This window comes from Catellatospora sp. NPDC049111, assembly GCF_040648615.1.
Classification (GTDB): Bacteria; Actinomycetota; Actinomycetes; order Mycobacteriales; family Micromonosporaceae; genus Catellatospora; species Catellatospora aurea.
Genome location: NZ_JBEZEB010000001.1, coordinates 312,076 through 334,616, shown reverse-complemented (window position 1 = coordinate 334,616; position 22,541 = coordinate 312,076). Strand labels below are relative to the sequence as shown.

Below are 22,541 nucleotides of genomic sequence, written 5' to 3'. Positions count from 1 at the left end.
CGGGCATGATGGCGGCGTGGGGACTACCGCGTTCGTGCTCGGCGGCGGTGGCGTGCTGGGCGCCGTCGAGGTCGGCATGCTGCGCGCGCTGTTCCGCGCCGGCATCCGCCCCGACCTGGTGGTGGGCCTGTCCATCGGCGCGATCAACGCCGCGCTGGTCGCCGCGGACCCCGAACCCGAGGTCACCGACAAGCTGGTCCGGCTGTGGGCCACCCCCGAGATCAGCGAGGTGTACGGCGACTCGGTGCCGCGCCAGCTGCGCCGCCTGGCCACCCGGGCGCACCTGCACTCGCCCGCCCCGCTGCAGCGGGTGCTGGAGCGCTCGATGCGGGCCGGGGTCACCTTCGAGGACATGCGCGTGCCGCTGCACCTGTGCGCGGCGAACGTGGAGCGCGCCGAGGCGCACTGGTTCAGCACCGGCCGGGTCGTGGACGCGGTGCTGGCCGCGGCCGCCCTGCCCGGGGTGCTGCCCCCGGTGGAGATCGGCGGCGAGCACTACCTCGACGGCAACCTGGTGGCGTACCCGATCAACCACGCCGTGGAGCTGGGCGCGGACGAGGTGTTCATGCTCCAGGTCGGACGGCTGGAGCGGCCGTTGCAGCCGCCGCAGCGGCCGTGGGAGGCGACCAACGTCGCCATGGAGATCGCCCGCCGGGTCCGCTTCACGCGCGAGCTGGCCGCGGTTCCCGAGGGCGTACGGGTACACGTCCTCCCGGGTGGGGCCGGCGCCGACGAGAGCCCCTGGGCGTACCGCGACGCCGCCGCCGTGGGCCGCCGTGTCAGCGCCGCCTACGCCGCCTCCCGCGACTACCTCACCGCCGTCGGCCACTGACCCGCCGCCCGCGCGGCCCGGCGTGGGCGCGGCGCGAGATCATCCGACTTGCCGGGCATCGTGCGTATCTTGAACGCGCATTCGCCCAAGTGCCTGGCAAGTCGAGCGATCTTGAGCGGTGCCGCGCCGCGGCGCGCCCCCGCGACGCGGGGTGGGGTCGGGTGGGGTCAGGCGACGCCGGGGACGGAGTTGGAGCGGGCGGCGCGTTTGGCGGCGCGGCCGGAGGTGAAGCCGAGGATCAGCTGGATGATGCCGAGGGCGATGAGCCAGAAGCCGGTGATCCAGACCAGCACGGTGAGCGTGATGCCGGGCCAGAAGAACAGGATCAGGCCGGCGGCGATGCTGAGCAGTCCCATCAGCACGGTGCCGATCTTCGGCCAGGTGCCGTGGGTGCGGGCGAAGCCGGTGACCACCTCGGCCACGCCGCCGACGATCCAGACCAGGCCCAGCACCACGGCGAGCACCTTGATCGAGTCGGCGAGGTGCCGCAGGCAGATGATGCCGACGACGATGTAGAGCACGCCCATCACGGCGATCAGGGCGCGGTGGCCGCCGCTGACTCCCTTGGCGGTCAGGCCCTCGGCGATCCGGAAGATCCCGACGACGACGAGCCAGACGCCGATCAGCGCCGCGATCAGCACGATCGTCTTCTCGGGCCAGAAGGTGAGCGCCAGACCCGCGGCGATGGAGATCAGGCCGCCGATGATCGACATGCGTTTGAACGAACGCAGGGCGCTGGCCTCTAGTTCGGCATCTCCGTACGGATCAATCATGGTGCGAAGATAACTCGCAATATCCGTGATTTCTCCCTTTTCGGATGAGTAGCCTCAGTCTGAGATGAAGGGGGCAGTGATGAAGAGGGGTCCGCTCGAGTTCGTGGTCGTCGAGTTCGCCGGCCGCATCCCCGGGCGCCGCATCGCGCCCGAGCTGCATCGCCTGGTAGACCAGGAGATCGTCCGCATCATCGACATGGTGGTCGTCGACCGGGCCGCCGACGGTGCGGTCACCTCGCACGAGCTGCGGGATTACCAGGGTGACGAGGACTTCGAGGCGATCGACCCCGCGATCCAGGCGGTCGACGGGCTCATCTCGGAGCGGGACGTGCAGGACCTGGCCGAGGCGATCACGCCCGGCGCGCAGGCGCTGGTCCTGCTCTTCGAGCACCGGTGGCTGGCCGGCGTACGCGCCGTGGTCGCGGAGGCCGGCGGCGAGATCGTGCTCGCCGAACGCATCCCCGCCCCGGTGGCCGACGCGGTCGAAGCGGTGGTGCACCCGGCACCGGTGGGAGGCTGACATGCTGCTCCGACGTCCCGTGGGGACCCGGCGCGGTCCGGGCCTGCTCGGCTCGGTGGCGCGCACCGCCGTCGTGGCGGGCACGGCGACCGCCACGGCGGGCGCGGTGCACCGCTGGTCCGAGCGCAGGCAGGCGGAAGCCGCCGAGGTCCGGGCCGCTCAGCAGGCTGTGCACGACCAGCAGCTGCAGCTTGACGATCAGGTTCAGGCCGAACGGCAAGCAGAGCGGGGCGAGCCGCAGGCACAGCCTCTCGGACAAGCGCCTGGCGTGGACCTCATGTCGCAGCTCAGGCAGCTTGCGGACCTCAGGGCTGCGGGCGTGCTGACCGACGCGGAGTTCACCGCCGCCAAGGCGAAGCTGCTGGGCACCTGATGACGGAGCCCGAGGACCCGGCGCCGTCCGCGTGGGAGCGGCGGCTCGCCGGTGCCGTCCACGAGGCACCCGAACCCGCCGCGCCCGTGGCCCGGCGGCCCGGCGGCACCGCGCGCACGCTGCGCTGGGCCGGGGCGTTCGTGCTGGCGCTGCTGTCGGCGGTGCTGGTGCTGGCCTCGGTGACGGCCCGCTTCGCCCGAGCCGAGCTGCTCGACACCGACCGGTATGTGGAGACCGTCGCGCCGCTGGCCACCGACCCGCAGGTGCAGGCGGCGGTCACCGACCGGGTCACCGACGAGATCATGGCGCGGCTGCCGCTGGAGAAACTCGCCAGTGACCTGGCCGCCGCGGTCGACCTGCCGCGCGTGGAGGCGGTCATCCAGCTGGTGCTGCCCGCGGTCACCAACTGGCTGCAGGGCCAGATCCACAAGGTGGTCGGCGAGCTGGTCACCTCACCCCGCTTCCCCGTGGTGTGGAACCAGGTCAACCGCATCGCCCACCAGAACCTCGAGGGCCTGCTCACCGGCCGGGGCACGCCGATGCTGCACAGCTCCGGCACCGACGTGGTGGTGGACCTGGGGCCGGTGCTGGCCGCCGCCCGGCAGGAGCTGGTGGCCCGCGGCTTCGGCCTCGCGGCCCGCATCCCCGACATGTCCATCCCGTACACGGTCGCGCAGGTGGATCAGCTGCCCGAGATCCAGCGCTACGTGCGCCTGCTCGACGTCAGCGCGAACTGGCTGCCGCCGCTGGCGCTGGTGCTGCTCGGCCTCGCCGTGTGGGCCGCCCCGAACCGGCGGCGCGGGCTGATCCTCGGTCTGACGCTCAGCGCGCTGATGCTGGTCGTGGGCTTGATCGCCAACCAGATGGCGCGCGACAAGGTGGCACAGCGGGCGACCGAGCGCGGCCTGGACCGCACGGTGACGCTGGACGTGTACGACACGGTGCTCCGGTTCCTGCTCACCGCCCTGGTCACGGTGCTGGTGGCGGCGCTGCTCGGGGTGCTGTGGGCGCTGCTGGCGGGCCCGTCACGGCCCGCGGTGCTGCTGCGCCGGGGCGTGAACGCCGTCGTCGACCGGGCTGTGCGGCCACTGGCGCGGGAGCCGTGGGCGGTGCGGACCGGCGCGTTCGTACGCCGTCACTTCCGCTGGTTCGCGATCGTGCTCGGCGTGCTGGCCGGGTGGTGGCTGCTCGCCCGGCCGTCGATCGCGACGGCGGTGTGGGCGTTCGTCCTCGCCGGTCTGGTCACGCTGGTGCTGACCATGGGCCGCCGCATGCCGGCCACGGTCCTGGAGCCGCTGCCCGCGGGCCCACCGGTCGGCACCGACCTCGCCGCCGCCGAACCTGAGACCGCCGCCGAACCCGCGACCGTCGCCGAGGCCGCCGAGCGGGATCTCGCGGACGAGTCGACCCCGTGGGAGCTGTCGGAGCCGCTGCCCACCGAGCAGGCCGCCAAAGCCGAGGGCGATGAACCGGACTCCGCGCCGGAAGAGCCCGACAAGCAGCGCGGAGCCGGCCCGGCCGGTCCGCCGTCGGCTTCGGACAGGTCACCGACAGACCCCACCGACCGAGCGGTCGATCCCTGATTGGCGCGACTACGGCATGCTGACCGGCATGACCGAGCACGCGTCGTACCCCTGCCCTCGCTGCAGAGCCGCTGCCACGCTGGACGGGCCCTGCCCGGGTTGCGGCCGCGCGCCGGACCCGGACGCCGCGGCGGTGCTGGCCTACGACGCGCAGATCGCCGTGCTCGCGCCGCAGGTGGAGCAGGCTCGCAGCGCGTACGAGTCACTGTCGGGCCGACTCTCGCAACTGCGCCGCGACCGTGAGGCGTACGCCACGAAGGTCCGGGTCGCGGTGGCCCGGGAGCAGTCGGTGCACCAGCCCACCCTGCTCACGCTGCCGCCCACCACCGCCAGCACTCCGCCGGGGACCGTCCCGCCGGTCGCCGCCGCCGTGCCGGGCCGCGGGCCGGAGTCCTCGCCGCGCACCGTGCAGAACCTGCTGTTCATCCTGGGCGGGCTGCTGCTCGGCATCGCCGCGATCGTGTTCACCGCCGTGGCCTGGGCGACGTTCGACGTGGTCGGCCGGGCGCTCATCCTCGGCGTGCTCACCGTCGGCGTGCTGGCCGTGCCGCCGCTGGTGCGCCGCCGTGCGCTGACCGCGACCGCGGAGACGTTCGCCGCGCTGGGGCTGCTGCTGGTGGTGCTCGACGGCTACGCCATCTGGTACGTCAACCTCGGCGGTGTCGCCGACCACTGGGACCGCGGCTTCTACGCCGGAGCGGTGGCCACCTTCACCGCCCTGCTCGGCTACGGTTACGCCCGGGTCGTCGGGACGAGCGCGACCCGGTTCGGCGCGCTGCTGGCGGCGCAGCCCGCGCTCCCGCTGTTCTTCCTGGAGTCCTCGGCCGACGTGGCCGGCTGGTCGGCGGTGTTCACCGCGGTCGCGCTCGGCGACCTCCTGCTCTACGGGGCGCTGCGGCCCGCCGCCCGTGCGCCGGAGGCCGCCCCGGACGAGCCGTCGGCGCCGGCGTCCGTGCCCAGGCAGTCCGGGCAGGACCTTCCCGCGGCCGGTCCGGCCGTGCCGCCGGTCGCGGCTTCGGCGCGGGTGGCGGTGGAGCTGCCGGGCCGGACCGGGCTGCGGGTGCTGGCGCTGCTGGCGTACCTGGCGATGCTCGGGATCGGCGGCCTGCTGTCGCTGATCGCATGGCTGCTGGGGGCCGATCCGGACACCGCGGTCACCGGTTCGCTGGTGCTGCTCGCGGCAGCCGGGGTGCTGGCGGCGGGGCTCGGGCTGGCAGGCGCCGGCAGCGCCGCGGCGTGCGCCCTGCCCGCGGCCGGTGCGGTGGTCACGGCGGCGCTCGCCGCGGCGCTGGTGCGGCCGGCGCTGGTGCAGTGGCAGCACTACTGGCTGCTGGTGATGGCGGGCGCGGCCGCGCTGGTGGCGGTGCTGGTGACGGTGCTCGGCGGCGTGCTGTCGACCCGGTGGCCCGCGGTCCGCGCCGGGATGATCGGCGGCGCGGCGCTCGCGCTGAGCGTGCCCGCGCTGTGCGCCATCGGCTGGGCGCTGGGCGAGGGCTGGCAGTCCGTGCTGGACGCGACGCCGTGGTGGGCCGCCGATCCCGCGCCGTTCGACGGCTCGTACGGCTGGCAGTTGCCGGTGAGCCTGGCCCTGGTGGCCGCCGCGGCCTGGCTGCTGACCGGGCCGCCCGTGCCGGAGCCGGTGCGGGCCTGGGTCGCCGCAGGGGCGGTGCTGCTGCTCCCGCTGACGGTGCCGGGGCACCCGGCGCTGACGCCGTGGTCGGCCCTCGCCTGCGACCTGGTCGCGGTCGCCGTGGCCCTGGCCCTCGCCCTGCTGCTGCGCCGCCACGTCGTGCTCTGGGGCGTGGTGGCCGGGCTGCTCGCCGGACACGCCATGCTCGTCGGCGCGGGCAGCCGGGTGCTGTCGGCGTGGGCGCTGGGCGGCGTGGTGGTGCTGGGGCTGGCCGCGGCGGCGGTCGGCTGGCGCAGCGCCCTGGTGCCCGAGAGCGGTACGAGGAGCGTGGCCGGGACTGGCACGGTGAGCACCGCGAGCGCACTGCACGGCGTACGCGTGCTGGGTGGGGTGAGCGGCGCGGTGGCGCTGGCGCTGCTGCCGCCGATGACGCACAGCATGGTGGCCGCGGCCGGGGTGGACGATCCGTGGTCGCGCCGCGCGCTGCTGGCCGCCGCCCTGCTGTCGCCGCTGTGGGTGTACCTGTCGCCCGCCCGGTTGCGGGACTACGCCGTGGTCGGGGGTCTGGCGGGGGCCTTGTGGGCGCTGCCGGGCGGCCAGCCCGCGAGCGACTCCGCGGCGGTCTACGCCGCGCTGTGCACGTTGGCCCTCGCGCTGGTCGCGGTGCAGTCCCGCTGGGCGCGGGCGGAGCTGCCCGCGCAGGTCGTGCTGGCGCTCACGCTGCTGATGTGCGCCGAGGCGCTCTACCTGATCTTCATTGCGCCGTGGAGCTGGCTGTTCCGGATCTGGGCGGGCGACCCGGTCGGCACGGGCCTGACCGCCTACCCGAGCGACCGGCTCCCCTGGTCGTACGCGGTCGCGCTGCTGCTGCTCGCGCCTGCCGTCGCGCTGTGGTTCCGCCGGGGCGGGACGCGCCTGATGGCGGCGGCCGGCGGCGTCGTCGCCGGGGTCGCCGGGCTCGCGGCACTGGCCGCCGCGCAGGTGCCCTGGCCGGCGATCAGCGCCGTGCAGCTGGTGCTCGGCGCGGCGCTGCTGGTGCTGGCCGGGCTGCGGGCGTACGGCGCGCTGACGCTGGCGGGCGGGCTGTTCGGGCTGCTGCTGACCGGGGCCGGTCTGGCAGGCTCGCTGGCCGAGAAGTGGTCGACGGTCGCCGCGCTCGCCCTGGTGACCGTGGTGCTGGCCGTCATCGCGGTGGGCGGACGGACCCGGCCGGTGCGCACCGCGGGCTGGCTGACCGGGGCCGCGGCGAAGGTGCTGCTGGCGATCGCCATCGGCGAGGCGGCCGAGCTGAGCTTCGAGTTCGTCGCCTACCTGGTGCTCGGCGTCGCGGCGATCATCCTGGGTCTGGCGTACGCGCCGTTCGCCCGGGAGCAGCGGGCCGCGGCGGAGGCGGCGGCTCACTCGGCGGCGCTCGTGGCGCTGACACTGTGCCACGGATACGCCCGGTCGATCGCTCTGGTGCTGGCGGTGTGGGGGGTCGCGGTCGGACTGACCGTGTTGGCCGCGCCGCGGGGGCAGCGGGTGCCGCGTGCCGCCGCGGCCGCCGTGGCGGAGGGCGTCGCCTGGTGCGTGATCCTCGCCGCGCAGGGTGTGGGGCTGCTGGAGGCGTACACCCTGCCGGTGGCGCTGCTCGCGCTCGCCGTCGGCTGGTACGCGGCGCGGGCCCGGCCGGACCTGTCCAGCTGGCTGTTCGCCGGTCCGGCGCTGGCCGCGGCACTGCTGCCCAGCCTGGCCGGGGCGCTGACCGAGGAGTCGGGCACACCGCTGCGGCGGCTGCTGCTCGGGCTCGGCGCGCTCGCGATCACGGTCTTCGGCTCGGTGCGCCGCCTGCAGGCCCCTGTGCTGCTGGGCGGCGGCACGCTGCTGGTGCTGGCGCTGCACGAACTGCTGCTGGTGTCGCGGCTGCTGCCGACGTGGGTGCCGATCGCGGTCGGCGGGGCGGTGCTGCTGGCGCTGGCCATCACCTACGAGCGCAGCCGCCGGGACGTGGCCAGGTTGCGGGGCGCCATCGGCCGGATGCGGTAACCACCTCCCGCTGAGGCACTCTGCCCGCAAGAATGGGGGAGAGTGCCACATTAGGGGGGAAGATGGACTTCTGGGACGTCTTCTGGCTGTTGCTGATCTTCATTCCGCTGCTGCTGATCTGGGCCTTCGCGATCGTGGACATCTTCCGCCGCGACGACCTCTCCGGTTGGCTCAAGGCGTTGTGGATCGTGGTCGTCATCCTGCTGCCGTTCCTCGGCACCCTGATCTACCTGATCTTCCGGCAGCCCGGGGCCACCGCCCAGGAACGCCGGGCGATGGACCAGGCAAGCCGCGAGTTCGTCGAGAAGTACTCGCCGAGCGACTCGGCACAGCAGCTCAAACTGCTGGCCGACCTGCACGACCGGGGCAAACTGACCGACGCGGAGTTCGCCGAGGAGAAGTCCCGCGTGCTCGACTCCGCCCGCGCCCACGACGCCGCCCAGACGCGCGACACGTCGCCCGGCGGCACCGCCGGCTCGCCGGCAGTCCCGAGCACCGGCGAGCCGAGCGGACCCGCCGCGCCGCCCCCGGCCGCGGGCGGCAGCGAGCCGCCGCGCCGGCCCCGGGGCTTCGGCGCATAGACGGCAGGCTGTGACGCTGGACGTTTGCGGGTTGCGGCAGGTCGCGCACCGAACCTAGGGTCTTGGACTATGAGGTTCGAGGTCAGTCATGTGCTGGATGCGATCGAGCGGCGGCTGGGCACCGACCCGGCTCTCGCCGCCGGGGTGCTCGACGTGGCTGAATTGATCTATTGCGCCGACCTGGACGGCGGCCGCCCCGCCAACCTGGTCCGGCTCGGCATGGTGGTCGACGGGCTCGCCCGCCAGGTCGGCGAGGAGCACGTCTCGGCATACTGCGTCGTCGACAAGTCCCTGCTCTCCAACCAGGACCTGACCTCCAACGAGCGCATGGTCATGCGCCGCTGGGGCGACGACGGCATCGTCGAGGTCGTGGTCGGCGCGGCCGCCCGTGTCGTCGAGGTCTCCGAGCTCACCGGCCTGCCGATCGTCTCGCGCGTGCTGCCCGCCGTCTGGTCGCCGCTGCCCGGCGCGGGCGGCGTCGTGCTACAGCCGCGCGGTCCCGTGCCGACCGGTCCGTCGCCGGTCGGTCGCCAGCTCACCGCCCGCTGGTGGCACTGCCCGGACCCGGACTGCGCCAACTTCGGCCCGGCCCGCCGCGGCAGCGGCCAGCCCGTGCCGCGGCTGCGCAACGGCCAGCCGATCTGCCCCCGGCACGACGCGCCGCTGGGCGACAACGGCCCGCGCCCGCCGCAGCAGGTGCTCGCGGTGCGCGTCGACGGCGTGATCCGGACCCGCTTCGTGGTCACCGCCGCCGGCCCGGTCGTGGTCGGCCGCGCCCCCGACGGCGGTCAGGGCCAGGTCGGCGTACAGCTCGGCCCGTGGCTCAGCGAGGACGCCCGCGCCAAGGTCAGCCGCGCCCACGTCTCGGTGTCGCTGAGCCCGCAGGGCATCTCCGTCACCGACCTCAGCATGAACGGCACCCTGGTCCGCCTCGGCGGCGCCGCCGACGGCGAACTCCAGCTCAGCCGTGGCGCGAGCCGCCAGCTCGGGGTCTCCGACATCGTCGAACTCTTCCCCGGCGTCGAGATCGGCCGCATCGGCGCCCTCGCCACCACCCGCCCCCTCGACTCCTCCTCCGTCATGTCCGACGCCCCCACCATGACCTTCCGCCCCGGCTACTGAAAGGAAGGGCACCTTCTTAACGCCATGCGTAGAGGAAGGGCACCTTCTTAACGCAAAGGCGCTCCCTGCCAGGCAGGGAGCGCCTTTCGCTTGCCGGTGCGCGGCGGGTCAGGCGGCGCCGATGACTTCGGCGAGCTGGCGTACCGCCCAGGTGATCTCGTCTTCCTCGATGACCAGGGGCGGGGCCAGGCGGATCGTGGTGCCGTGGGTGTCCTTGGCGAGCATGCCGCGGCCCATCAGCTTCTCGGACGCCTGGCGTCCGGTCATCACGCCCGGGTCGATGTCGACACCGGCCCACAGGCCGCGACCGCGCACCGCGGTGACGCCCCGGCCGATGAGCGCCCGCAGCTGCTCGTGCATCATCGCGCCGAGCTGCGCCGAGCGCTGCTGGTACTCGCCGGTCTCCAGCAGCTTGATGACCTCGATGCCGACCGCGCAGGACAGCGGGTTGCCGCCGAAGGTCGAGCCGTGCTGGCCGGGCTTGAGGACGCCGAGCACCTCGCGGCTGGCGGCGACGGCGGAGACGGGCACAATGCCGCCGCCCAGCGCCTTGCCCATGATGTGCATGTCCGGCTTGACGTCCTCGTGGTCCACGGCGAACGTACGACCGGTGCGGGCCAGGCCGCTCTGGATCTCGTCGGCCAGGAACAGCACGTTGCGGCTGCTGCACAGGGCGCGTACGCCGGACAGGTAGCCGTCCGGCGGGACCAGCACGCCGGCCTCGCCCTGGATCGGCTCCAGCAGCACGGCGACGGTGTAGTCGTCGATCGCCTCGGCCAGCGCCTCCAGGTCGCCGTACGCGACGATCTCGAAGCCCGGGGTGTACGGCCCGAAGTCGGCCCGCGCGTCCTCGTCGGTGGAGAAACTGATGATCGTCGTCGTGCGGCCGTGGAAGTTGTCCGCCGCTACGATGATCTTCGCCTGACCGTCCGGAACACCCTTGACCTGGTAGCCCCACTTGCGGGCCACCTTGATCGCGGTCTCCACGGCCTCCGCGCCGGTGTTCATCGGCAGCACCAGGTCCTGGCCGGTCAGCGCGGCCAGCCGCTGGCAGAACTCGGCGAACTGGTCGTGGATGAACGCGCGGCTGGTCAGCGTGAGCCGGTCCAGCTGGGCGTGCGCGGCGGCGATCAGCGCCGGGTGCCGGTGGCCGAAGTTCAGCGCCGAGTATCCGGACAGGAAGTCCAGGTAGCGCCGTCCGTCCACGTCGGTGACCCAGCAGCCGTCGGCCTCGGTGATCACGACGGGCAGCGGATGGTAGTTGTGCGCCGTGTACCGCTCCGCCGCGTCCACCGCGGACGGCGTACGGCTGTCGACGATCGAGTTCATGACCGCAGCTCCAGGGTGCAGCACTTGGGGCCACCACCCGCCAGTCGCAGCTCGGAGACGTCGACTCCGATCGGCTCGTAGCCGGCCTTGCGCAACTCCTCCGCGAGGTGGGTGGCCTGGACCGGCAGCACGACGTTCTCGCCGTCGCTGACCGCGTTGAGTCCCAGCACCTCCGCATCCTCGATGTTAGCGATGACGGCGTTCGGGAACAGCTGACGCAGCACATTCTGGCTGCCGGGCGAGAACGCCTCCGGCAGGTACGCGATGTTGGCCGGCTTGCCGTCGGCACCGGTCGACAGCACGGCGAGCGCGGTGTCGAGGTGGTAGAAGCGCGGGTCCACCAGCTGCAGGGTGATCACGGGGCGGCCGAAGATCTCCTGGACCTCGGCGTGCGAGGCGTGCGCGGTGCGGAAACCGGTGCCCGCCAGCACGTACTCCCCGGCCAGCAGGATGTCTCCCTCGCCCTCGTTGACGTGCTTGGCGTCGTGCACCTCGTACCCGGCGCGCTCGGCCCAGTCGCGGTAGGCGGGGCCCTCATCGGCGCGCTCGGCGTGCCGGAACTGCGCGGTGAACATCCGGCCGTCGATCACCGTGCCGCCGTTGGCGGCGAAGACCATGTCGGGCAGGCCGGGGATGGGGTCGATGAGCTCGATCTGATGTCCCAGGTTCTCGTACGTGGCCTTGAGGCTCTCCCACTGGCTGATCGCCAGGGTGGTGTCGTACGGCGCGGCCGGGTCCATCCAGGGGTTGATCTTGTAGGTGACGGCGAAGTGGGTGGGCCGGCACATCAGAAAGCGCTTCTGCATGGCCCTAACGCTAGAGGGGAAGATCGCAGCATAACCATCATTCGCTCATGCTTATGACCTTGGTTTCTTGCGTAGTTCACCCTGGCGACCAACGATCCGTTGCGTCAACCCCGGCAGGCGCTTTCCGGCCGCCGGGCCGAGCGCTCGCTCCCGCCGACCGTAGCTCGCTTCGGCGCGGCGCGAAGGCGCACCATGATCGTTCGACTTGCCAGGCAGGTGGGCGAAAGCGCGGTCAAGATACGCACAGGTGCCCGGCAAGTCGGATGCCCTTGGGCGGCGCGGGGCGGCGGGCGGCTTGGGGCGGGGCGGTGCGGGGGCGGCGCGCCCGGTGGTGCGGGGCGGTTCCGTGGGGCGCTGAACTGTCGTTAAAGTGCGGCGCATGACTGACAGCCAGAGAGTAGCGATCGTCACCGGTGCGGCCCGGGGCATCGGCGCGGCCACCGCCCGGCGGCTGGCCGCCGACGGGTTCGCCGTCGCCGCCGTAGACCTGACCGAGGACAACTGCGCGGACACCGTCGCCGCGATCACCGCGGACGGCGGCCGGGCCATCGCGGTCGGCGCGGACGTGTCCGACTCCGCCGCCGTGGACACCGCGGTCGCGCACGTCGCCGCCACCCTGGGCGCGCCGTCCGTGCTGGTCAACAACGCGGGTGTGCTGCGCGACAACCTGCTGTTCAAGATGAGCGACAGCGACTGGGACACCGTCATGTCGGTGCACCTGCGCGGGGCGTTCCTGTGCAGCCGGGCCGTGCAGAAGCACATGGTCGAGCAGAATTACGGCCGCATCGTGTCGCTGTCCAGCACCTCGGCGCTCGGCAACCGGGGCCAGGCCAACTACGCCGCCGCCAAGGCTGGACTGCAGGGCTTCACCAAGACCCTCGCCATCGAGCTGGGTCAGTTCGGCATCACCGCGAACGCGGTCGCGCCGGGCTTCATCGTCACCGAGATGACCGCCGCCACCGCGGCGCGCGTCGGCGTCGACTTCGAGGCGTTCCAGGCCGCGCGCGCGGCGGAGACCCCGGTGCGCCGCGTCGGCACGCCCGCCGACGTCGCCCACGCCATCTCGTACCTGGTGAGCGAGGGCGCCGGCTTCGTCACCGGCCAGGTCATCTACGTCGCGGGCGGCCCGCGCGGCTGACCCTGTTTTATGTAGACGATGGCCTATCTCATCGACTATTCGTAGATCGAATTCGATGAGATAGGCCATCGTCCATTAAAAGCTACCCACGGGTATTGTGATCTAGCTCACGGCATGGTTACCTCTCGGTAACTTTTTCGAAGCAAGGCCGACACCCCCGTGAGGTCCGCCGTGAGGAAGCTCCCCTCCCTCCTGACGGTGGTCGTGCTGGCGCTCGTCACCTGGGCCGCTCCCGCCCAAGCCGCCGCCCCGACCACCGGCTTCCGCTTCATCGACATCACCGTCCCCGACGGGACCGTGCTCAAGGCCAACGTCATCGAGCCCACCACCCCGGGCCGCCACCCGGCCGTCGTCTTCCCGGCAAGCTGGTCGCTCAACGACCTGGAGTACATCGCTCAGGCGAACGCGCTGGCCCAGGGCGGTTACACGGTCCTGTCGTACACCCCACGCGGCTGGTGGGCCTCGGGCGGCGAGATCGACACCGCCGGCCCGAAGGACATCGCCGACGTGTCTCGGGTGCTCGACTGGCTCGTCGCGAACACCACCGCCGACCCGGCCCGCATCGGCATGGCCGGGGTCTCGTACGGCGCCGGCATCAGCCTGATCGCATCCGGCCACGACAGCCGGGTGCGGGCCGTGGCGGCGCTGTCCGGCTGGAGCGACCTGGTCGCCTCGCTGTACGGCGGGGACACCCGGCGGCTGCAGTCCTCGGCGCTGCTGGTCGGCTCGGCGGCGCTGCTCGGCGACACCAGCGACGAGTTCGACGCGATCATCGACGACTTCTACGCCAACCGGAACATCGCCGGGGTCAAGGAGTTCGCCCGGCTCCGGTCGGCGGGCACGTACCTGGCCGGCATCAACGCCAACCGCCCGGCGGTGCTGCTGGCCAACGGGTACGGCGACAGCATCTTCCCGCCGAACCAGCTGATCGGCTTCTACGGCGCGCTGGCCGGTCCGAAGCGGCTGGAGTTCGCCCCCGGCGACCACGCCATCCCCGAGTTGACCGGGCTCATCGGCCTGGACAACCACGTGTGGACGTCGGTGCGGCGCTGGTTCGACCGGCACCTGTCCGGCATCGCCAACGGCATCGACACCGAGCCGCCGGTGGTGCTGCGCTCGCTGACCGGCGGTCCGGTCGAGTCCTACCCGAACTGGGCCGCGACCAGCACCACGACCAGCCGGTACGGCCTCGGCGAGGTCAACTGGCTCACCGGCACCGGCAAGCTCGGCGGCACGGCCACCACCGGCTGGTCCCGGCGCACCTGGTTCAACGACGACACGATCGCCACCGGCGGCCTGGTGCTGCTGTCCAACGGACTCCAGGCGCTGACCGGCATCCCGCCGACGGCCTGGCTGCCCGCGGTGGACCGGGACAACGCCGGGGTCTGGATCGGCGACGCGGCCGGCACCACGGTACGCATCCGCGGCAGCGCCACCGTGCACGCCCGCATCACCCCCACCGAACGCAGCGGCACCATCGTGGCGTACCTCTACGACGTCGACGCGCTCGGCACCGGAAAGCTGATCACCCACGCCCCGGTGTCGTGGCTCAACGCCACCGCGAACACCGCCCGCACCGCCGACATCCCGCTACCCGCGACCAGCTGGGACCTGCCCGCCGGCCACCGCCTCGCCCTGGTGATCGACGGCCACGACGGCCTCTACCTGGACGAGAACGGCTGGCTCGGCTCCGTCCTCTTCTCCGGCCAGTCCTGGCTCGACCTCCCCATCCGCTGACCCACCACCCTCCCGCCGCCGCCCACCTGCCGCAACTCTTAAAGAGTCGCGGCCTAGGGACTGCCCGGAAGGCGCGACTCTTTAAGAGTTGCGCCTTCGGGGCGGGTCGGTGGGCTGGTCAGTCGGCGGTGCTGCCGCGGGGCGGGACGACGAGGGCGTAGATGACCAGGATGCAGAGGCCGATGTTGATGAGGGACCAGAACGGGTACACCGGCAGGTAGAGCATCTGGAGCAGGGCGGTCGCGCCGGCCAGGCCGATGCCCGCGCCACGGGCCCACTCCTTGCCGGACCAGATGCCCGCGCCGACGGCGATCAGCACCGCGCCGAGCAGGACGTGCAGCCAGCCCCAGGTGTGCAGGTTGAACACGTACAGCTCACCCTGGGTGGATGTGGCATACGCGGCATACCGGTCGTTGGCGATCGCGAAGATGCCCTCCACCACGTTGAACACCCCCAGGAGCAGAATGAGCAGGCCGGCGAAGGACAGCCAGCCCGAGCCGATGCGCTCGGTCGCTTTCGCCACGGTCGACATAGCACCCACCTTCGTGCGAAACGGACGAAGCACCTTCACGTTAACGCCGAATGCTTCCCTGATCAGGGCGAACGCCGGAAACAGCTCAGGCGGCGTCCGGTTCGGGATGGCGGTGGGGCTGGTCGGCCCGGTGCCGGTGTGAACGGGCGACCGCCCAGGCGGCCAGCGCGGTCGTGATCGGAACAGCGGCGATGAGACCGATCGTGCCGACCACGCCGCGGACGATCTCGGCCGCCATCACCTGTGTGGAGAGCACGTCGCGGGTGCCCGTGCCCGCCGTGACCAGCAGCAGCATCAGCGGCAGCGACGCGCCGGCGTACGCCAGGATGATGGTGTTGACCACGGAGGCGACGTGGGACCGGCCCACCCTGATCGCCGACCGGTACAGCTGCCGCGCGCTCAGCGTCGGGTCGGCCAGCGACAGCTCGCCGACGAGGGCCGTCTGGGTGATCGCGACGTCGTCCAGCACGCCCAGCGTGCCGATGATGATGCCGGCCAGCAGCAGCCCGCGCAGGTCCACCCCGGCCAGCACGTTGGCGAGGATCGCGGCCTCGTCGCTGCCCGATCCGGTCAGGTGCAGCAGGTTCGTGGTGAGCAGGCCGAGCAGCCCGGTCAGCACCAGCGCGGCGAGCGTGCCGAGCAGCGCCATGGAGGTGCCCACACTGACCCCGTGCGTCAGGTAGATCACCGCGAACATGATCGCGGCCGAGCCGACGATCGCCACCGCCAGCGGCGGCTCCCCGCGCACGATCGCGGGCAGGATGAAGACCAGCAGCACCGCGAAGCTCACGACGAGGCCGACCAGGCTCGCCACCCCGCGCCAGCGGGCGAACGCGATCACCGCGGCCGCGAACAGCGCGACCAGCGCCAGCAGCCAGCCCCACCGGTCGTGGTCGACCACTGCGTATCGCTGCCCGCCCTCGGCGTCGACCGAGGCGATCAGCACGACGTCGTCGCCGACGCCGACCACGGGCGCGCTCGGCCCGGTCGGCACCACGGCGTCGACGACTTCCTCGCCGATACGCACCTGGGCGGTGCCGCAGTCGCCGCCGGGCTGGGCCGGGACCTCGCGCGGGCAGGCGGGCGTCGCCGACACGATCTCGCCGTGCAGCCGCTGTGTGGTGTCCGAGGCCTGCTGCGGGCTCGACCCGCGGGGCCACAGCACGATCAGCCCGATCAGGGTCGCCACGATCAGCGGCACGATGATCATCGTGACGATGCGGCGCAGGTCGGGCGGGGCAGGTGGCAGCGTCTCACCAGGCTCGTGACTGTGTCCGGCCCCCATGAGCCGAACCTAGCCGTCGAACCCCGCGCAGTAGGGGCCTTTGCCCGGGTTGGGCGGCCCGGTCACCAGCACGGCGTACCGCCGGCCACTGTCGGAGTACGTCACCAGCACCTTGCCGTCTCCGCTGGTCACCAGCGCGACGTGGAACAGGTCGCCGGTCAGCAGCGGCAGCGCCACCCGGCGGGCCCGGTCGGCCGAGCCGGGCGGGCAGTGCCAGAGCACCAGCCGGCCGGTGCCGTACTCGGCTGGGGCCAGCGGCACCGGGGCGGCCAGATCGGACTCCGTGCCCAGCACGTACAGGCCGGGGCCGCCCGCGCCGATCGCCACCGGCGCGTGGAAGGTGACCGCGTCGCCGCCCGCGACCAGCCGCGGTGTGCTGCCCGGCAGCAGCACGGCCTGGTCGGCGGCGCGTTCCGGAGCGCCGATCTCGGTGATTTTGGCGGTGTCGCAGGCGGCCGTCGGGCAGGTCGCGAGCCAGGCCCGGCGTCCGGCGGGATCGCGAAGCAGCACCGTCGGCCGGTCCGACGCGTCGAGGATGAGCTGCAGCAGCGGGGCGTACGCGGGCGCGGCCACCATGCCCTCGGGCAGCCAGGCGCTCAGCTCGACCTCGACCGTGCCGAGCACGTCCAACGAGCGACGGTTGCAGTGCACCGTGTTGCACCGGGTGACCGCCAGCTGGACTTTCGGCCGGGCTCCGCTGCGCACCCGGAGCGGACGGGCCGTGGCGACCACGACCGAACCGGCGGGCCCGGCCGCCACGGCCAGGTGTGCCTGGCCCTCGTCGCCGCCGCTGTGCCAGCGGGTGATGCCGTCCTCGCAGCTGCCCGGCTTCGGCCGGGCGGTGGCCGGACCCCAGGGCGCGGTGCAGCGCTGCATCTGCACCGCGTCGTCGCCGTCGGTCTTGACCGCCTGGCTCTCCCGGCCGCGGATTCCCGCCGAGACCACGTCGCCGTCGGCGGTGATCGCGGTCGCGGGCATCGGCGCGCCCAGCATCAGCGGTTCGGAGCTGCGCGATCGCACGGAGTGGCACCCGTCGTCGAGGCACCAGTGCGGGCCGTAGTCGGTGACGACGACCGGGTGGCGGCCCGCCGGCCAGGCCGTGGCCAGCACCTCGCCGCTCCACGAGACGCTGTGCCGGCTCGCGTGCGGGCTGTCCCACGGGTCGGTCGCCGCGAAGCCCAGGCCCAGCAGCGCCGGCAGCAGCAGCGAAGCCATCGCCGCGACCAGCGCGGGCCGGCCGGTCCAGGGCCGGCCGAGCGCGGCGTGGGCCCGGCGGAGCACGGCGGTGGACCGGCGAAGTGCGGCGAGCGGCGGAGCGGGCAGGGCGAAGCGTCCCGGGCGCGCCACCGCGCCGTGCCGTGGGCCGGTGGCCCGCACTGCAGCGGTGCGGCTCGGCTTGGTGGGGTCGGTCAGGGCGTGGGCCGCCGATGCCTTCGCACCGTCGGCCGAAGCGGGGGCGGTGCGGGACGGCTCCGCCGAGAGCGCCGTGCCGTCAGCCGGGTCGACTCCGGCGCGGGCCGGGTCCGCCGGCGTGGGGGAGGGCGCGGTCGCGGGGGACAATGCCGACAGCGTCCGGTCGACGCGGTCGAGGTCGGCCTCGGCGCCGCGGCTGCCCGCCGGGCGGCGCTGCAGGTAGACGGTGACCAGGACGGCGGCCTGGACGGCGGGCACGATGACCCCGGCCAGCGCGGCGAACAGCAGGGCGAACGCCGGTTGCGCCTGCGTCAGCGCGGCCGCTCCCATGCCCACCAGCGCCGGGGCCACCACCACGCCGGTCGCCAGCGCGCCGCCGGTCGTCAGCATCCGGCCCGCGGCGAGCGCGTGGGCGTGCAGCAGCCAGGAGACCGTGCCGTCACCCAGCACGATCGCGGGCACCGACAGCAACCGGCTGGCCAGCACGACCAGCGTCAGCACGAAAAGGCCGAAGACGGCCGCGGTGGCCACGTCCTGCGGCAGGGCGATGTCGAAGAAGGCGACCGCGACCAGGGTCAGGACCTGCAGCCCGACCGCGGCGACGGCGATCAGCAGCAGGGCGGGCACCAGCGCGGGCAGCCGGCGCAGGGCCAGCAGCAGGGCGGCACGCGGATCGACCGGGATGCCGCGCAGGCCGCCGGACGCCACCGCGATGCCCGCGACCAGCGCCACGACCCAGCCGAGCCCGAGCGCGACCAGTCCCGCCCCGCCGGCGGCCGCCGCGGGCGCCGGGGTGAACGTCCCGTTTACCACCGTGGCGTTGGTGTTGAGCGCGAACAAGCCGATGACCTGTCGTGCCAGCAGCGCCGGCACGAGCGTGGCCGCGGCCACCACCAGCAGGCCGCGCCACTGCCTCAGGGCGAGGTCGGCGGCGTCGCGCAGGATGGCCGGCAGGCTCCGGCTGGCGAGGCGGTCGGCGTTCGGCACCGGCGCAGCGTACCGGCGACACGCGTGTCACGCCTATGGCTGAGACGTCCTCCGAAAAGTCGGCACGGCGCGACAGGTCAGCTCGTGCCGGCCACGGCGGTGTGCGCGGGGCCGAGCGTGATCGCGCGTACGTGCTCGATCAGGGTCACCAGCACCTCCCGCCCCGAGCGGCGGTCTCGCACGTCGCACATCACCACAGGCACGTCCGGGTCGAGCGACAGCGCCCCGCGCACCGCGTCCACACCGAACGGCTGGTGGCCGTGGAAGCAGTTCACCGCGACGACGAACGGGATGCCCCGGCGCTCGAAGTAGTCGATGGACGGGAAGCTGTCCGCCAGCCGCCGGGTGTCGGCCAGCACGACCGCACCCAGCGCGCCGATCGCCAGCTCGTCCCACAGGAACCAGAACCGGTCCTGGCCCGGTGTGCCGAACAGGTAGAGCACTGCGCTGTCGCCGATGGTGATCCGGCCGAAGTCCATGGTGACCGTGGTGGTGCGCTTGCCCTCCACCCCGGACAGGTCGTCGGAGTCGGTGCTCGCTGAGGTGAGCACCTCCTCGGTGTGCAGGGGCAGGATCTCGCTGACGTTGCCCACCATTGTCGTCTTGCCCGCGCCGAAGCCCCCGGCGACCAGTATTTTGATCGCCGTGGGAATGGACCGGGCACGCTCGTCACGCATGACGGAGGCCAAGGATCACCGCCTGGAGGATGTGGTCGTCCGGAATGTGGCCGGGGGCCACTGCGGGTGCCATACGGGTGACGGCGCCCTCGTCGAATAGGTCTGCGAGGAGTACCCGGACCACGCCGAGGGCAAACCCGGCACGGGAGGACAGCTCGGCGACCGAGATGGGTTCCTGAGCGAGGGCGAGGACCGCCCGGTGCTCGGGTTGCAGGCGGACGGCGTGGCGGCGTTGCCCGGCCGGTGTCGCCACGACATAGGTGAGCAGGTCGAACGTGCTCGCTCCGGGGCGTGCCCGGCCGCCGGTGACCGCGTACGACCGCACCAGCGGCCCGGCTTCGGCATCGAGCCACTCGTGCGCATCGTCTTCGTCGTCAGCGCGCATGGGTGGAGGTGGGCCGCGGCTGCGTGCCGAGGCTGTGGCCGATGCGCTCGACGACCATCGCCATCTCGTACGCCACCATGCCGATGTCGGATTCGGCGTCGCTCAGCACCGCGAAGCAGCTGCCCTGGCCGGCGTCGGTGACGAGCAGGACGGCCTCCTCCATCTCGATCACGGCCTGGCGCACCGGGCCGGCCTTGAAGTGCCGGCCGGCGCTGCGCGACAGGCTGGCGAAACCGGCCGCGATCGCGGCCATGTGATCGGCGTCGGCCTGGGACAGGTCGCGGGACGCGCCGAGCAGCAGCCCGTCCACGGAGAACACGACGGCCCGCAGCGCCGCGGGTATGCGGTCCACGAAGTCGTCGAGCAGCCAGTCGAGGCCCGCGGGATTGCTCATGATGTCGACTCCTCAGGCGGTTCGGCCGCTGCCGGGGTGTCAGCGGGAGGGGCGGGGACGGTGCTCACCGCTGCCGCGGACCGGCCCCGGTGCGCGCCCGCGAGCAGGGAGGTCAGGATGCTGCGGGTGCGCTCGGCGGGGCGCACCGGCGAGGCGGGCCCGGTGCCGCCCGGCTCGTCGAGCACGATCACCGGTTCCTCGCGCAGGGGCGCGGCGAGGTGGGTCTGCGGTGCGCGCACCGGCAGTTCGGCCTCGGTCGTGGGGCCGCCTTCGAGCAGGTCGGCGGGCGCCGGCGCGGCGGCCGGCGCTGTCGGTGAGCCCGCGGTCAGCGCCGCGATCGGGGTGGCCAGGGCGGGCGGCGCAGCCGGCGGCGAGGTGCTCGTGTCGCCGTCGACGACCAGGTCGCGCGGCAGCAGCACCACCGCGGTGAGGCCGCCGTACGGGGAGGGGCGCAGGGTGACCTTGATGCCGTGCCGGGCGGCCAGCTTCGCCACCACGAACAGGCCCAGCCGGGAGCTGTGCGCCGGATCGAAGTCGGGCGGGTCGGCCAGGCGCTGGTTGGCCTCCTCCACGGCGGACGTGGGCATGCCGACGCCGCGGTCCTCGATCTCCACCGCGTAGCCGTTGGGCAGCAGCTGCCCGGCGACCGTGACGTGGGTGTCGCGAGGGGAGTAGGCGGTGGCGTTCTCCAGCAGCTCGGCCAGCAGGTGGATGACGTCGCTGACGGCCCGGCCGCGCAGCGCCAGCTCCTGCGGCGGCACCACCGTGATCCGGGTGAACTCCTCCACCTCGGACACCGCCGAGCGCATCACGTCGTGCAGCGGCACCGGGTGCCGCCAGCCCCGGCCGGGCTTGGCCCCGGCCAGGATCACCAGGTCCTCGGCGTGGCGGCGCATCCGCGCGCCGAGATGGTCGACGCGGTACAGGTCTTCGAGGTCCTGGGGGTCGGTGGTCCGCCGCTCCATCGCGTCCAGTAGGGCGAGCTGGCGGTGCAGCAGCACCTGGCTGCGCCGCCCGATGTTGAGGAAGACCTGGTTGAGGCCGTTGCGCAGGGTCGCCTCCTGCACGGCCGACGCCACAGCGGTGCGCTGCACCTGGGCGAACGCGTTCTCCAGCTCGTTGAGCTCGTCGTCGACCGCACCCGGCGGCGGCACCTCGGCGTCCACGTCCACGTCCGTGCCCGCGCGCAGCCGCGCCACCACGTCGGGCAGGCTGTGCTCGGCGACGTGCAGGGCCTGCGCGCGCAGGTTGTTGATGCGGCGGATGATCGAGCGCGCCACCCGGAACGAGACCAGTGCCAGCACCACGATGGCGATCAGGCCGACCCCGCCGGCCAGGCCGAGCCGGACCAGGATCGCGGTGGCCGCGGGCATGGTCGCGTCGATGGTGCGCGATGCGGTGGCCGACTCCAGCTCGTACAGCTTGCCGTCGACGGTGGCGTAGTCGGCGGTCCACTGCTTGGCGTCGATCGCGGGAGCCGGGCGGCCGAGGTCGGCGAGCCGGTCCTCGACGGCCCGCATCCGCAGGTAGGCCGCGCTGTCCAGGATGGCCGTGTAGTGGACCGCGTCGTCGGGGTGCAGGTAGCGCGTCGCCGTGTCGTGTGCGCGGCGCTGCAGGCCGATCAACGACACCGCCTCGGAGCGCTCCGCCGCGGACATGCCGCCGCCCGCGATGGCGGCGCTGATCAGCGCGTTCTCGCGGGCGTAGAGTTCGCGCGCCTCGGTGAGCGCGATGACCGTGCCCGCCTGCCGGTTCAGCTCGTGGTCGTCGAGACCGGAGACCGAGCCGTACAGGCCGAAGGTCTTGTCGATGATCCCGCTGTACAGCCGCATGATCTGCACCCGGTCGTACTGCCGGGTGTCCACCACGGCCCGGCCCAGCGGCAGCTCCTCCAGCGCCTTGCCGACCGCGGCCAGGTGCTGCCGGGTGAGGTCGCTCGCCGCCGACTCGGCGTCGTCGCTTCCGGTGAGCCGGCGGAACGCGGCCAGCGCCAGGTCGGTCTCGGCCCGCTGGGTGTCCAACTCGGTCGCCACGCCCGGGCCGCCGCTGAGGAAGCGCATGGACAGGGCTCGTTCGGCCTGCAGTTCGCTGACGAGTTCGTAGGCGGGCGTGCCGAACATGTCCACGCCGGACTTGACGTCGAGCAGGTTCGCCGCCGGGCCGACCGTGACGGTCGTGCTGAACAGCCACATGCCCATCAGCGGCACCAGCGGGGCCAGCAGGAGCAGCATCACCCGTGACCTGATCGACCAGCTCTGCTGGGAGAAGAAGCGGCGGGGCATAAACGACCTCATAAGCGCACCGGGGGGCGGGACCACGCGAGGGAAACGTGGAAATACTACTGATCTCACGGCCCCGGCACATCTTTCGGGTGTCGCCAGTTCACCAGGTAGGACGCTGAAAACACGATGACCGGCAC

19 protein-coding genes are annotated in these 22,541 nt (G+C 73.1%); 9 read left to right on the top strand and 10 right to left on the bottom strand.

The window, feature by feature from the left end; genetic code table 11:
• Nucleotides 1–16 precede the first annotated feature (16 nt).
• Complete coding sequence (locus AB0B66_RS01520; protein WP_360521123.1) at nt 17–832, top strand: patatin-like phospholipase family protein; 816 nt, start codon at nt 17–19, stop codon at nt 830–832.
• Between the two features lie 167 nt (nt 833–999).
• Here AB0B66_RS01520 and AB0B66_RS01515 read toward each other — a convergent pair whose 3' ends face one another.
• A complete protein-coding gene (locus AB0B66_RS01515; RefSeq protein ID WP_360521120.1) occupies nt 1,000–1,605 on the bottom strand; it encodes a DUF308 domain-containing protein in 606 nt (201 codons plus the stop codon).
• A gap of 79 nt (nt 1,606–1,684) precedes the next feature.
• On the opposite strand from AB0B66_RS01515, the gene AB0B66_RS01510 reads away from it, so the two are divergent.
• From AB0B66_RS01510 to AB0B66_RS01485, 6 genes are all read left to right on the top strand, one after another.
• Complete coding sequence (locus AB0B66_RS01510; RefSeq protein ID WP_360521117.1) at nt 1,685–2,125, top strand: DUF6325 family protein; 441 nt, start codon at nt 1,685–1,687, stop codon at nt 2,123–2,125.
• Nucleotide 2,126: 1 nt separating this feature from the next.
• Nucleotides 2,127–2,498, top strand: a complete 372-nt coding sequence (locus AB0B66_RS01505) for an SHOCT domain-containing protein (RefSeq protein WP_360521115.1) — start codon at nt 2,127–2,129, stop codon at nt 2,496–2,498.
• A complete protein-coding gene (locus AB0B66_RS01500; RefSeq protein ID WP_360521112.1) occupies nt 2,498–4,081 on the top strand; it encodes a hypothetical protein in 1,584 nt (527 codons plus the stop codon). Before AB0B66_RS01505 ends, AB0B66_RS01500 begins: the two co-directional genes overlap by 1 nt.
• Nucleotides 4,082–4,109: 28 nt before the next feature.
• Nucleotides 4,110–7,736 (top strand): hypothetical protein, encoded by a 3,627-nt coding sequence (locus AB0B66_RS01495; protein ID WP_360521109.1) that lies wholly within the window; start codon nt 4,110–4,112, stop codon nt 7,734–7,736.
• Between the two features lie 62 nt (nt 7,737–7,798).
• The gene (locus AB0B66_RS01490) at nt 7,799–8,317 is read left to right on the top strand and encodes an SHOCT domain-containing protein (RefSeq protein ID WP_360521106.1); all 519 of its coding nucleotides are present in this window, start codon (nt 7,799–7,801) and stop codon (nt 8,315–8,317) included.
• Between the two features lie 69 nt (nt 8,318–8,386).
• Entirely contained in the window at nt 8,387–9,439 is a 1,053-nt protein-coding gene (locus AB0B66_RS01485; RefSeq protein WP_360521103.1) for an FHA domain-containing protein, read from the top strand.
• Nucleotides 9,440–9,547: 108 nt separating this feature from the next.
• Here the strand turns inward: AB0B66_RS01485 and rocD are convergent, their stop codons facing one another.
• Both rocD and ddaH read right to left on the bottom strand, forming a co-directional pair.
• Nucleotides 9,548–10,768 carry an ornithine--oxo-acid transaminase gene (gene rocD / locus AB0B66_RS01480; protein WP_360521100.1) on the bottom strand — a complete coding sequence of 407 codons (1,221 nt, stop codon included), beginning with the start codon at nt 10,766–10,768 and terminating at the stop codon, nt 9,548–9,550.
• On the bottom strand, nt 10,765–11,574 hold the full coding sequence (gene ddaH / locus AB0B66_RS01475) for a dimethylargininase (protein WP_360521097.1): 810 nt from the start codon (nt 11,572–11,574) through the stop codon (nt 10,765–10,767). The genes rocD and ddaH overlap by 4 nt, the downstream gene beginning before the upstream one ends.
• Before the next feature lie 379 nt (nt 11,575–11,953).
• Between ddaH and AB0B66_RS01470 the strand changes: the two genes are divergently transcribed.
• Entirely contained in the window at nt 11,954–12,712 is a 759-nt protein-coding gene (locus AB0B66_RS01470; RefSeq protein WP_360521094.1) for an SDR family oxidoreductase, read from the top strand.
• Between the two features lie 171 nt (nt 12,713–12,883).
• Nucleotides 12,884–14,449, top strand: coding sequence for a CocE/NonD family hydrolase (locus AB0B66_RS01465; RefSeq protein ID WP_360521091.1), 1,566 nt, complete (start codon nt 12,884–12,886; stop codon nt 14,447–14,449).
• A gap of 118 nt (nt 14,450–14,567) precedes the next feature.
• On the opposite strand, the gene AB0B66_RS01460 is transcribed toward AB0B66_RS01465, so the two are convergent.
• From AB0B66_RS01460 to AB0B66_RS01430, 7 genes are all read right to left on the bottom strand, one after another.
• Nucleotides 14,568–14,981 carry a hypothetical protein gene (locus tag AB0B66_RS01460; RefSeq protein ID WP_360521089.1) on the bottom strand — a complete coding sequence of 138 codons (414 nt, stop codon included), beginning with the start codon at nt 14,979–14,981 and terminating at the stop codon, nt 14,568–14,570.
• A gap of 85 nt (nt 14,982–15,066) precedes the next feature.
• Nucleotides 15,067–16,266, bottom strand: coding sequence for a YibE/F family protein (locus tag AB0B66_RS01455; protein ID WP_360521086.1), 1,200 nt, complete (start codon nt 16,264–16,266; stop codon nt 15,067–15,069).
• Between the two features lie 9 nt (nt 16,267–16,275).
• Nucleotides 16,276–18,666, bottom strand: a complete 2,391-nt coding sequence (locus AB0B66_RS01450; protein ID WP_360521083.1) for a hypothetical protein — start codon at nt 18,664–18,666, stop codon at nt 16,276–16,278.
• Between the two features lie 77 nt (nt 18,667–18,743).
• Complete coding sequence (locus AB0B66_RS01445; protein WP_360521080.1) at nt 18,744–19,343, bottom strand: ATP/GTP-binding protein; 600 nt, start codon at nt 19,341–19,343, stop codon at nt 18,744–18,746.
• Complete coding sequence (locus AB0B66_RS01440) at nt 19,336–19,728, bottom strand: DUF742 domain-containing protein (RefSeq protein WP_360521078.1); 393 nt, start codon at nt 19,726–19,728, stop codon at nt 19,336–19,338. Before AB0B66_RS01440 ends, AB0B66_RS01445 begins: the two co-directional genes overlap by 8 nt.
• A complete protein-coding gene (locus AB0B66_RS01435) occupies nt 19,718–20,122 on the bottom strand; it encodes a roadblock/LC7 domain-containing protein (RefSeq protein WP_203695464.1) in 405 nt (134 codons plus the stop codon). Before AB0B66_RS01435 ends, AB0B66_RS01440 begins: the two co-directional genes overlap by 11 nt.
• Complete coding sequence (locus tag AB0B66_RS01430) at nt 20,119–22,404, bottom strand: sensor histidine kinase (protein ID WP_360521074.1); 2,286 nt, start codon at nt 22,402–22,404, stop codon at nt 20,119–20,121. Before AB0B66_RS01430 ends, AB0B66_RS01435 begins: the two co-directional genes overlap by 4 nt.
• Between the last annotated feature and the right edge of the window lie 137 nt (nt 22,405–22,541).